The 11,616-nt window shown below is 70.7% G+C and carries 13 protein-coding genes; 6 read left to right on the forward strand and 7 right to left on the reverse strand.

Annotation, left to right across the window (positions count from 1 at the left end):
- Positions 1-3: 3 nt before the first annotated feature.
- The 4 genes from ITJ59_RS07560 to ITJ59_RS19070 all read left to right on the forward strand — a co-directional run bounded on the left by ITJ59_RS07560 (position 4) and on the right by ITJ59_RS19070 (position 6,188).
- Positions 4-2,106 (forward strand): bifunctional aldolase/short-chain dehydrogenase, encoded by a 2,103-nt coding sequence (locus tag ITJ59_RS07560; RefSeq protein ID WP_194650500.1) that lies wholly within the window; start codon positions 4-6, stop codon positions 2,104-2,106.
- 21 nt (positions 2,107-2,127) lie between these two features.
- The gene (locus ITJ59_RS07565) at positions 2,128-3,603 is read left to right on the forward strand and encodes a rhamnulokinase (RefSeq protein WP_194650501.1); all 1,476 of its coding nucleotides are present in this window, start codon (positions 2,128-2,130) and stop codon (positions 3,601-3,603) included.
- Between the two features lie 128 nt (positions 3,604-3,731).
- The gene (locus ITJ59_RS07570; protein WP_228511282.1) at positions 3,732-4,925 is read left to right on the forward strand and encodes an alpha-hydroxy acid oxidase; all 1,194 of its coding nucleotides are present in this window, start codon (positions 3,732-3,734) and stop codon (positions 4,923-4,925) included.
- A 276-nt stretch (positions 4,926-5,201) separates the two neighbouring features.
- Positions 5,202-6,188, forward strand: coding sequence for a family 16 glycosylhydrolase (locus ITJ59_RS19070; RefSeq protein ID WP_228511246.1), 987 nt, complete (start codon positions 5,202-5,204; stop codon positions 6,186-6,188).
- Positions 6,189-6,298: 110 nt separating this feature from the next.
- On the opposite strand, the gene ITJ59_RS07580 is transcribed toward ITJ59_RS19070, so the two are convergent.
- Positions 6,299-6,586, reverse strand: a complete 288-nt coding sequence (locus tag ITJ59_RS07580; protein WP_194650503.1) for a hypothetical protein — start codon at positions 6,584-6,586, stop codon at positions 6,299-6,301.
- 124 nt (positions 6,587-6,710) lie between these two features.
- Between ITJ59_RS07580 and ITJ59_RS07585 the strand changes: the two genes are divergently transcribed.
- Positions 6,711-6,917 (forward strand): hypothetical protein, encoded by a 207-nt coding sequence (locus ITJ59_RS07585; protein ID WP_194650504.1) that lies wholly within the window; start codon positions 6,711-6,713, stop codon positions 6,915-6,917.
- A 130-nt stretch (positions 6,918-7,047) separates the two neighbouring features.
- Here the strand turns inward: ITJ59_RS07585 and ITJ59_RS07590 are convergent, their stop codons facing one another.
- The 5 genes from ITJ59_RS07590 to ITJ59_RS07610 form a co-directional block, all read right to left on the reverse strand.
- A complete protein-coding gene (locus ITJ59_RS07590; RefSeq protein WP_194650505.1) occupies positions 7,048-7,641 on the reverse strand; it encodes a hypothetical protein in 594 nt (197 codons plus the stop codon).
- Positions 7,642-7,770: 129 nt separating this feature from the next.
- Entirely contained in the window at positions 7,771-8,160 is a 390-nt protein-coding gene (locus tag ITJ59_RS07595; RefSeq protein WP_194650506.1) for a hypothetical protein, read from the reverse strand.
- Between the two features lie 40 nt (positions 8,161-8,200).
- Positions 8,201-8,668, reverse strand: coding sequence for a hypothetical protein (locus ITJ59_RS07600; RefSeq protein WP_194650507.1), 468 nt, complete (start codon positions 8,666-8,668; stop codon positions 8,201-8,203).
- A 47-nt stretch (positions 8,669-8,715) separates the two neighbouring features.
- The gene (locus ITJ59_RS07605; RefSeq protein ID WP_194650508.1) at positions 8,716-8,874 is read right to left on the reverse strand and encodes a hypothetical protein; all 159 of its coding nucleotides are present in this window, start codon (positions 8,872-8,874) and stop codon (positions 8,716-8,718) included.
- Between the two features lie 73 nt (positions 8,875-8,947).
- Positions 8,948-9,484 (reverse strand): hypothetical protein, encoded by a 537-nt coding sequence (locus ITJ59_RS07610; protein ID WP_194650509.1) that lies wholly within the window; start codon positions 9,482-9,484, stop codon positions 8,948-8,950.
- A 173-nt stretch (positions 9,485-9,657) separates the two neighbouring features.
- Between ITJ59_RS07610 and ITJ59_RS07615 the strand changes: the two genes are divergently transcribed.
- On the forward strand, positions 9,658-10,344 hold the full coding sequence (locus ITJ59_RS07615; protein WP_194650510.1) for an NUDIX hydrolase: 687 nt from the start codon (positions 9,658-9,660) through the stop codon (positions 10,342-10,344).
- Here the strand turns inward: ITJ59_RS07615 and ITJ59_RS07620 are convergent.
- On the reverse strand, positions 10,259-11,491 hold the full coding sequence (locus ITJ59_RS07620; RefSeq protein WP_194650511.1) for an ROK family protein: 1,233 nt from the start codon (positions 11,489-11,491) through the stop codon (positions 10,259-10,261). The genes ITJ59_RS07615 and ITJ59_RS07620 overlap by 86 nt on opposite strands.
- Positions 11,492-11,616 lie beyond the last annotated feature (125 nt).

The raw sequence follows: 11,616 nt of genomic DNA on the forward strand, positions 1-11,616 counted from the left end.
ACCATGACGATCGACAGCCTGGAGGCACGGGTGGACCCCGCAACGCACGCCACGTCCGCAGACGAGACGGTCACGGCGCTCATCGCGCGCTCGAACGCGCTCGGCTCGGATCCGCGGATCACGAACTACGCCGGCGGGAACACCTCGGCGAAGGGCACCGACACCGACCCGGTGACCGGCGAACCGGTCGAGTTGCTCTGGGTGAAGGGCTCAGGGGGCGACCTCGGAACCCTCACCCCGGCGGGCCTCGCAGTGCTCCGCCTCGACCGGGTCCGTGCACTCCAGGACATGTACGCATCAGACACAGGCCCCGGGGTGGAGCGCGAGGACGAGATGGTCGCCGCGTTCGACTACACCCTGCACGGCAAGGGTGGTGCCGCCCCGTCCATCGACACGGCGATGCACGCCCTCGTCGACGCCGCGCACGTGGACCACCTGCACCCGGACGCCGGCATCGCCATCGCGACGGCGGCGGACGGACCGGCCCTGACGTCGACGATCTTCGGCGACAGGGTGGTGTGGGTGCCGTGGCGCCGACCCGGGTTCCAGCTCGGGCTCGACATCGCCGCGATCAAGCGGGACCACCCCCAGGCGATCGGCACGATCCTCGGCGGCCACGGGATCACGGCCTGGGGTGCGACGAGCGAGGAGGCTGAGGCGAACTCGCGCTGGATCATCGACACCGCCGAGCGGTACATCGCGGAGCACGGCGCCGAGCAGCCCTTCGGCGCGGTCCTAGCGGGGTTCGAAGCACTGCCGGCCGACGAGCGCCACGCTCGTGCCGCCGCCCTCGCCCCGACGATCCGTGGCATCGCCGGGCACGACAAGCCGGTGGTGGGGCACTTCGCCGACTCCGACGTCGTGCTCGACTTCCTGGCGAGCGCACGCGCGGACGAGCTCGCCGCCCTCGGCACGAGCTGCCCGGACCACTTCCTGCGCACCAAGGTGAAGCCGCTCATCCTCGACCTGCCCGCCACCGCGAGCGTCGACGAGCAGACCGCCCGCCTGCACGAACTCCACGAGCAGTACCGCGCGGACTACCAGGCCTACTACGACCGCCACGCGAACCCGGACTCCCCCGCGATCCGCGGCGCCGACCCGCTCATCGTGCTGGTGCCCGGCGTCGGGATGTTCTCGTACGGCAAGGACGCCCAGACGGCCCGCGTCGCCGGGGAGTTCTACGTCAACGCGATCAACGTCATGCGCGGAGCCGAGTCGTTGAGCACCTACGCCCCCATCGACGAGGCCGAGAAGTTCCGCATCGAGTACTGGGCCCTCGAAGAGGCGAAGCTGCAGCGGATGCCCGCCCCTGCGAAGCTGAGCACCCGGATCGCACTCGTGACCGGCGCCGCGAGCGGCATCGGCAAGGCCATCGCGAAGCGCCTGGCGGCCGAGGGTGCCGCGGTCGTCATCGCGGACCTCGACCTGGCGAAGGCACAGGAGGCGGCCGCCGAGATCGGTGGCCCGGACCAGGCGATCGGCGTCGCGGCGAACGTGACGAGTGCAGCGGACATCGAGCAGGCGATCCAGCAAACCCTGCTGCACTTCGGCGGTCTCGACCTCGTCGTGAACAACGCCGGACTGTCGCTCAGCAAGAGCCTGCTCGAGACCACCGAACAGGACTGGGACCTGCAGCACGACGTCATGGCGAAGGGGTCGTTCCTGGTGTCCAAGGCGGCGGCGAAGGTCCTCATCGAGCAGGCCCTCGGCGGCGACATCGTGTACATCTCGTCGAAGAACTCGGTGTTCGCCGGCCCGAACAACATCGCGTACTCGGCCACGAAGGCCGACCAGGCGCACCAGGTGCGGTTGTTGGCGGCGGAGCTCGGCGAGCACGGCATCCGCGTCAACGGCATCAACCCCGACGGCGTCGTCCGTGGCTCGGGCATCTTCGCCTCCGGCTGGGGCGCGAACCGCGCGAAGACCTACGGCATCGAGGAGCAGGACCTCGGGGCGTTCTACGCCCAGCGCACGATCCTGAAGCGCGAGGTCGTGCCGGAGAACGTCGCCAACGCCGTCTACGCCATCTGCACCGACGACTTCTCGCACACGACCGGACTGCACGTGCCCGTCGACGCCGGTGTCGCCGCCGCGTTCCTGCGCTGATGCACGAAAAGAGGTAAGAGCATGTCCACCAGCGGCACCGTCGCCGCGGTCGACCTCGGGGCGACGAGCGGCCGGGTGATCCTCGGGCACGTCGACACCGACGGCGTCCGGATGGAGCACGTCGCCCGGTTCCCGAACGGCCCCGTGACCCTGCACGAGCACGACCGCGAGGCCCTGCACTGGGACGTCGTCGAGCTGTACCGGCAGGTGACCGACGGCCTCCGGCAGGCGTTCGCCACACACCCGGCGATCGTCAGCATCGGCATCGACTCGTGGGCGGTCGACTACGGCCTGCTGCGCGACGGTCGGCTGCTCGGGCTGCCGTCCCACTACCGCGACGAGCGGCACGAGGGCGGCGTCGACCGCGTGCACCGACGGATGGACACTGCCGAGCTGTACGCCAGGAACGGTCTGCAGCACCTGCCCTTCAACACGGTGTTCCAGTTCGCCGCCGACCCGTCACTGCAGCTCGCCCAGCGGGCGCTGCTCATCCCCGACCTGCTCGGCTACTGGCTCACCGGTGTCCAGGCGGCCGAGCGCACGAACGCGTCGACGACCGGGGTCCTGAACGCGACGACCCGTGGATGGGACCCGGCGTTGCGGGCTGCTGCGGGCCTCCCGGCCGGCCTCCTGCCCACGCTGCGCGACCCGGGCGACCGACTCGGGCCCCTGCTGCCGTCCGTCGCCGACGCCGTCGGCGGGCAGGCGCCCGTCACGCTCGTCGGCTCGCACGACACCGCCTCCGCCGTCGTCGCGGTCCCCGCGACCGAACCGGACTTCGCGTACATCTCCTCCGGCACCTGGTCACTCGTCGGCATCGAGCTCGACGCACCCGTCCTGTCGGACGCGGCGCGCGACGCGAACTGCACCAACGAGGGCGGGGTCGACGGCCGCGTCCGGTTCCTGAAGAACGTGTCCGGACTGTGGTTGCTGTCCGAGAGCGTCCGCACCTGGGAGCGTGGTGGCTACCACATCGACCTGGAGGCCCTGCTCGCCTCCGCCGCGGCAGTCACGGCCCCGGTCCCCGTCTTCGACCCCGCCGACGAGTCGTTCACGGCGCCTGGCGACATGCCCGCGCGCATCGCCGCCTGGTGCGGCGACCACGGGCTGAGCGCGCCCGCGTCGCGGGCCGAGTTCGTGCGCTCGATCCTCGAGTCGCTGGCCGCCGCGTACGCGGAGACACTTGCGACGATCAGCACCATCACGGGCAAAGACGTCCGACAGGTGCACATCGTCGGCGGCGGATCGCAGAACCGACTGCTCTGCCAGCTGACGGCCGACCGCACCGGGCTGCCCGTCCTGGCCGGGCCCGTCGAGGCGACAGCGCTCGGCAACATCCTGGTGCAGGCGCGGGCATCCGGATTCGGCGGCCTGCGCGGCGCATCGCTCGAGGCCCTGCGCGCAACGATCGCCCGCACCGTCGAGCCCGTCCGGTACACCCCGCGGGCCGATCACACCTCCCCACAATCCGCTCCGAGACGTAGGATGTCTGTATGACCTCGATCGACGACCAGCACCGAGTCGACCCCGCAACCGGGGCTCCGGCAGCGACCCCTGGGGCAGCGTCGACCCGGCGGACACCGATCAAGCGGCAGCTGCCGACGGTGCGTGACCTCGCGCCGCTCATGCAGTTCAAGAAGCCCTCCCTGCCGGGTCGGCGACAGCGTCTCGAGTCGGCGCTGACGATCTGGGACCTGCGCGACATCGCCGCCCGCCGCACGCCGAAGGCCGCGTTCGACTACACCGAGGGTGCCGCCGAGGCCGAGATCTCGCTCGCCCGCGCCCGCCAGGCGTTCGAGGACATCGAGTTCACGCCCGCGATCCTGCGTGACGTGTCGTCCGTGGACACCTCGCGTTCGGTGTTGGGGGCGCCGGTCGCGTACCCGTTCGGCATCGCCCCCACCGGGTTCACGCGCATGATGCAGACCGAGGGCGAGCGCGCCGGGGCCCGGGCGGCCGGTCGTGCGGGCATCCCGTTCTCGCTCTCCACCATGGGCACCACGGCGATCGAAGACGTCCGCGACGCCAACCCGAACGGCCGCAACTGGTTCCAGCTGTACATGTGGAAGGACCGCGAGAAGTCGATGGCGCTGGTCTCCCGCGCCGAGAAGGCCGGGTTCGACACGCTGCTCGTCACCGTGGACGTGCCCGTCGCCGGCGCGCGACTGCGGGACAAGCGCAACGGCTTCTCGATCCCGCCGCAGCTCAGCGCCCGGACCGTGCTGAACGCCATCCCGCGGCCGTGGTGGTGGTTCGACTTCCTGACCACCGAGCCGCTGGCGTTCGCCTCGCTCGACCGGTGGTCCGGCACCGTCGGGGAGCTCCTCGACCACATGTTCGACCCCACCGTCACCTACGAGGACCTCGCCTGGATCCGCGACCAGTGGAAGGGCAAGGTCGTCGTCAAGGGCGTGCAGTCCCTGGCCGACGCGCGTCGTCTGGCGGACATGGGCGTCGACGGGATCACGCTGTCGAACCACGGCGGACGCCAGCTCGACCGGGCACCCGTGCCGTTCCACCTGCTGCCGTCCGTGGTCAAGGAGGTCGGCATGGACACCGAGGTGCACCTCGACACCGGCATCATGTCGGGCGCGGACATCGTGGCCGCCGTGGCACTCGGAGCGAAGTTCACGATGGTCGGCCGGGCGTACCTGTACGGGCTGATGGCGGGCGGCGAAGCCGGCGTCGACCGGATGATCCAGATCCTGTCGGAGCAGATCGAGCGCACGATGCGGCTGCTCGGGGTCACGTCGCTCGACGAGCTCGAGCCCGGGCACGTGACACAGCTGCAGCGGTTGCAGCCGGTGCCGCGCGACTGAGGCGGCGGGCACCGGGCTGCCCACCGTTCACCGCGCGTTCGGCTGCCGATTCGGGCCATTACCCCCGAACGGGGCACAGATGATGCAAGATGTCCGTGGACGCGTCACCGAACCCCTCGGCATCCTGCCCCCTGGCGCGCCCGTCCCCTCCCCGCATCCTGCGCCCGAGCACCACGAGGAGCCCGACATCTCGACCCGAAGCACGTGCACGCCCATGCGCGGCACGACCCCCGCGACCACCACGCCCACCCTCTCCGCCATCGAACGGCCGACCCGATGAGCCGCCGTCGCGCGATCCTGGCGGCAGCGACCGCCGGTTGCCTGGCACTCGGAGTCCCGACAGCCGCCTCCGCTTCCGCTTCCGCCGACAGCTGGTGGGGCTGGGGCGGACACCGCCACGGGCAGCACGCCCCGGTGACGCCCACCCCTTCCGACACCGCGACCCCGGCTCCCTCGGACGACGATGAGTCGGATGCGACGCCGACACCCGCTCCCACCGCCGATGCCGCGCCGATCGAGGACACCACACCGGCGGCCGAGCCCGAAGCCGCCGACCCCGCGGCCGACGCCGAGCCCGCGACCGATGCCGAGGCCGATGCGGAGCGCGAGACCGCCGCCGAGCCGCAGGCCGACGACGCTGCTGTCGCGCCGTCCGCGTCGTTCGTCGAGGACTTCGCGACGGACGCCGTCACCGGGCTCGTCGCGTCGCTCTACCCGCAGGCATGGCAGCCCTACCCCGACGGCACCTCGGGCATCTACGCGCCGAGCAAGACCGTGTCGGTGCACGACGGCGTCATGGACGTCGCCCTCGGCACCGGAGCGGGAGCAGCCGGCACGTTCGGCTCCTCCGCCGGAGCCTGGGACCACGTCGGCGGCTCGTTCTCCGTCCGCGCCAAGGCCACCGGTGGCGACGGCAACGGTGCGGCGTTCATGCTCTGGCCCACGTCGGGCACCTGGTCCGACGGCGAGATCGACTTCCCCGAGGGCAACTTCGAGGACAGCCCCTCGGCGTTCCACCACTCGATGACCCCGGGCAAGGAAGCCGACCGCGTCCAGATCGGCACCGGTGTCTCGTGGCGCGACTGGCACACCTACACGGTGGACTGGGTGCCCGGAGAGTCGGTCACGTACAGCGTCGACGGCGAGGTCCTCGACACCGTCACCCACGACGTGCCCACCACGCCGCACCGCTTCATGTTCCAGGTCGGCAACTGGGGCGCCAAGGGCAACCTGCTCATCGACTGGGTCTCCACGACCGAGTGAGCGAGCGCGCGGCCGCCACCGCCGAGTGAGCAGAAGACGTCGGGTTCCCACCGGTACCCCGACGTCTTCTGCTCACTGGGTGGACGTGCCCAGCGGGGAGTTCGGGATCGTCAGCCCGTGCAGGTCGTCGGCCCGTTGCCGAACGACGCACACAGCTCGGTCGGGCCCCAGACCGCGAAGCTGACGAACAGCACCTGCAGGACGAGGAGCGACACCGCCACGATGAACAGCGCGCGGGTGCGACGTCGGTCCGCTCGGACGCCCGTCAACAGGAAACCGAACGCGGCGAGCAGCCCACCGGCAGGCAACAGGACCCCAGCCAGGATGGTCACGGTCATCAGGAGCGCGAAGTCGCCCGTGGTGGTGCCGAAGCGTCGGCCGGCAGAGAGTTCGGTCACCTGTGGATCTTATGGGGCGGCAGCCGCACCGCGGGCCCGCCGAGTGAGCAGAAGACGTCGGGTTTCTGTCAAGGAGTCGACGTCTTCTGCTCACTCGGTGGCGGTGACGCGGTACGTTCGGGCGATGGACGTCGTCAGTGCGAAGGTGCTCGGGACGCTCGCACTGCTGGGCGGCGCGGTCTTCGTCGTGACCTCGATCGTACGGATTGTGCGAGCGGACTCTGACGTCGCGCTCATCCTGCTGAACGCGCTCTACGGGATCCTGCTGCTCGTCGTGGGCGTGATGCTGTGGCGCTTCGCTCGACGATCGGCGAAGCGCGACCAGTCGTGAACCCGACGGGTCGACGCCAGCGCCGACCACTCTCATTGCACGAGTGCCGGATGGAATCGCACCCGCGCCAAACGACCGAAGCCTCCCGCCGGAACGCCCTTCCCGGATGGCTGCATCACTCCGGGCTCGGTCAGCGGCCCGTGCCGAGCGCGGACTCGATCCGCCTGATCGTCCGGCGCATCGCGTACTCGTCCTGCGCCGGCTGGTCGTCGGCCACCCACAGGTGGACTGCTCCGGGCCCCGATGTTCTGGATGCGAGGAGGACGACAATCCCCCACCGATACGCGACACCGCGCGGCGTGGGCTCGCTGAACACGTCGAAGCCGAGCACCTCCGAACGGAGGGCGATCGGTGTCCCCTGCTCGTCGTTGCGCGTCGACCAGCTCGTGATGCCCGTCCGGTCGAAACCGAGGTCGCACGGGAACCAGACGCGCAGCCTCGGGCTCCAAGCCGCGAGGTCGGCGGCCGTCGATTCTGTCGCGTGCGCGGTGACGAACGCGGTACCGGGATGGGTCTCGGCCTTCTGCTGTAGGCGCGCCCGCCGGCGGTGGTTGACCTCGGTGGTGACGCAGGCGACGCCGAACCCGAACGTGATGAGGATGCCGAGACGGAGCTCGGTGGACAGGGCTCGTCCCTCGTCGGTGCCGATCACGACCGCGAGGACGATCGTCGCGACGCCGAAGACGACGGTGATGGCGGCGAGGAGGATCGTCGACGGGCGCACGGCTCGACAATGCCAGAACCCGCGGTGCAGTGGAATGCTCACCCCGTCACCGTGAGCACTGCGACAGCGGAGTGCGAACCGTCCGGTTGACGATCCCCGAACAGGATCGCCTCTGGTTCGAGATCTCCCTCAGAACCAGCGGAGGATGAACTGCTCGAGCACGTTCCGCACCACTCCTCCCGCTCCGGGCGCCGGTTCCCCGGAGTCACTGCCGACGCTCTTCAGGAGTGCGCTCTGCGCAGCCTCGTACTCACCACGTTCGGCGTCGGTGAACGTGTCCGGGGCTACGGTCCGACTCGCACTGACGGCTTCGAGCCGACGGAAGCCGTAGCGGACGCCGACTGGCCGCGGCGCAGCCTGGATCAGCTGCAGCAGACGCGCATGCGAATGGCTCTCCGAGCAGCGAGCAGCACGACCGATGAAGTCGGTGAGCCCACGGAGACCTGCTTCGGTCGAGACGAACCGGACCTGAACGAGGCGAGCGCGACTGCAGAGGTCGTACAAGAGCACTTCATCCATCGCGGTCTCCTCTCGAGCTGGCGGCATCTCTGGTCGTGGCTCAGTCACCTGCTGGTCCGCTCGCGGGTCCGCCGTCTCCTCGCGCCTCCTGCCGCTCGATCACTCCATCAAGGAGGCGGTTCAGCAGCGGCAGGCCGAGCGTGATCACCGCACCCGCAGCGGCGAACGGCACGCTCGCTGTCCAGCCACGCAGCACCGAGTACGTGCCGGCCCCGACGATGACCCACAACACGACCTTCATCGGTCGCGGAGTGTCGTCGTGTTCAGCCGCGTCCGTCTGGGACTCCTCGTCGGGGCGTTCCGTTGCCACAGCCCGCGTCTGCGCATCGAACCGCGCGAACAGAACACCCCAGGTGACCATGCCGACCCCGGTCAGAAGCCGGACCCATGCGACGTCAGCACCGGGGTCAGCACCCACTTGCCGACCAGACAGCACGATGACCGTACCTCCACCGAGCATCGCGAAGGTGACGACGAAGACAACGAGAAGACTGACCCTGCGGCGCACGACGACAGAGCCTACGCAACATGTCCACAGCCCCGGGGGTAGATCCGCTACTGGAACTGTCTGAACGGCCAGTCGTGGGACTGGTCCATCGGGGTCGCGACGATCTGCACTTCGTCCTCGTACGTGATGTGCCCCGGTGAGGTGGTGCGGAGCTCGACCCAGGGGATGCGGTACCGGTCGAGGAGGTCGAGGTACCCGTCGCACATCACAGGCCGTTGTGCCGGATGCCGTTGGCCGCGCTTTGGTAGCGGATGAACAGGGGCACGTCTCGAGGGTGGGTCACGTGCCGCTTGACTGCGGCACGGTCCAGGTTCCGCGCAGGGCGGTCAGCAGGTGGTCGATGTTCCGCAGGGCCCGTCGGGTCTCCCAGACGGAGTACGCACACATCCCCACGAACAGGACCAGGATCGCCCACCAGAACGGACTGACCGTCAGGGCCGCCCAGACCGAGAAGGCCGCGAAGACGACGACCATGATCGGCACGATGACCCGGTTGTTCCGGTACCGCTTGCGGGTCGACTCGAGCTCGCGGGTCCACACGACGTGGTCGACGTCGCCGGGCAGCTCGCCGGTGCGGACTGCGCGTTGGATGGCGGCCGCGGTCTCCGTCCCGCCGGCTCGGCGCCGACGGTAGGCGATGAGGAAGCCGAAGAACACCGTCAGCAGGATGGCGTAGATCAGCGATGAGATCGCGCGACCGGCCAGTTCGCCGCCGTCGGGGTTCGAGGCCAGGCCGATGGCGAAGTACAGTCCGCCGACCAGGACGAACACGATCGGCAGCAGTGCCGGCAGCGGCAGTCGTCGGAAGCGGTCCACGGGGTCTCCTCGTCAAGACTTCGAGCGGTTCTCGGTTCTTCCACGATGCCCACGGCGTCCGAGAGGCGCCTGAGTGCCCAGCCATCCATCGAGTGAGCAGAAGACGTCGGGTCCCGCGCGGGTACCCGACGTCTTCTGCTCACTCGGTGCGGCGCGCCTAGGGTGGGCGGGTGATGGACGACGGGCACGCGCGGGCGGCACTGGCGAGGGTCGCGGCGACCGGGTGGGGCGACGCCGAGCCGCTCGTCGAACCCGGCAGCACGACCTCGCCACGGCACGCCGCCGTCCTGATGCTCTTCGGGGCGCTCGACCGCACACCGAGTGATCGGCCCGCAGCCGCCGCAGACGTCCCGCGCGACCTCGACGTGCTGCTGCTCGCCCGTGCCACGACCCTGCGCGCGCACCCGGGCGAGGTCGCGTTCCCCGGCGGGCGGATCGATCCGGGCGACGCCGACGCGGTCGCCGCTGCCCTTCGCGAAGCCCACGAGGAGACCGGGCTCGACCCCACCGGCGTCGAGGTCCTCGGCACACTGCCGGCCGTCCCGCTCGCGTTCTCGAACCACCTGGTGCGCCCGGTGCTCGCGTGGTGGCGGGAACCGTCCCCGATCCGGGTCGTCGACGAGGCCGAATCCGCCGCGGTGTTCCGCGTGCCCGTCGCTGACCTGCTCGACCCGGCGAACCGCGGGGTCACGGTGCTGCGCCGAGGTGGTCAGGAGTGGCGGGGGCCGGGCTTCATGGTGACCACCCCGACCGGCGACCACCTGCTCTGGGGCTTCACCGCGATGCTGCTGGATGCACTGTTCGACCGGCTCGGGTGGACGGAGCCGTGGGACCGGGATCGCGAGTTCCCCCTGGGGTGACCAGCGGGAACGACAGCGGGTCGGCACGGACCGCGTCCACCGCGTGGGCAACGGCGCCGATGACGACGACGTCCGCACCGAGCGTGGACGCCACGAGCTCGGGCACGGGGTCGAAGTGCCAGCCGTCGAGCAGCGCGCGGGCCCGGTCGATGACGGCGACGGCGGGCTGCGCGATCGCACCCGCAACCACCACGCGGTCGATGTCGAGCAGGCTGGCGAGCAGGACGCAGACGCGGGCCAGTCGGTCGCCGAGGCGGTCGACGATCGTCAGCGCCACAGTGTCGCCGTCCCGCGCCGCGCGGAACACGGCAGAGGCGCCGGCGTCCACTGCCAGCGGGCTGCCCGGCCGGACCTCGCCCGCGGCGACGGCCTCGGCGACCAGCGTCCGCGCCGTCGCACCGATCCCGTCCGACGACCCGACCCCGTCGACGATGTCGAGCACGCGCATCTCCCCCGCGCCGCCGTGCGCACCACGGAGCAGCACACCGTCGACGACGAGCCCGCTGCCGAACCGCTCGCCGGAGAGCAGCGCCGCGAACGAGGCATCCCCCGACGACGGCCGCTCGGCGAGCGCGGCGAGGTTGGCGTCGTTCTCGACCACCACGCGGCCGTGCGGGACGGTGTCGGCGAAGCCCGGGTTCATCCGGTCCCAGAAGCCACCGTCACCCGGCGACACACCACCCGCGTCGACGGGAGCGGGGATGCCGACGACGGTGACCAGGACACGAGATCGGTCGACACCGGCCTCGGCGAGCGCTGCGGCGACGGTGTCCGCGAGGACCGAGAGCCGGACGGGCACCTCGAGCCCGGACTCCCCCAGCGCGCCCTCGGACCGACCGAGGACGGTCCCGCGCAGGTCCGCGACGAAGGCGGTGACCCGGTGCTGCCCGGCGTCCACCCCGACGACGACGCCGGCGGAGGTGTCGAGCTCGTAGCGGCGGGCGGGGCGACCGATCCGGTACTCCCCGGCGGCGCGGGCGTCGTCGAGCTCGTGGAGCCAGCCGAGCCGGACGAGTTCCTCGCACGCGGCCAGCACGGTCGAGCGGGTCAGGCCGGTGGCGTCGATGGCCTCGGTCGCGGTGAAGGCGCCGGCGTCGAAGGCGTGCGCGAGCAGGGTCTCGGCGCTCGTTCGACGGTGCGGCGGCATGTCGTGACCCTACCGCGCAACGAGTTCCTTGCGTAATTAGATTTTGTCGCTAGATTTAGTCACGCGGACGGCATCGGAGCCGATCGCGGGACGGAACGGCAGGGCTGCCGGGTCCGGACGGACGG

The organism is Curtobacterium sp. VKM Ac-1393, from assembly GCF_015350995.1.
Taxonomy (GTDB): domain Bacteria; phylum Actinomycetota; class Actinomycetes; order Actinomycetales; family Microbacteriaceae; genus Curtobacterium.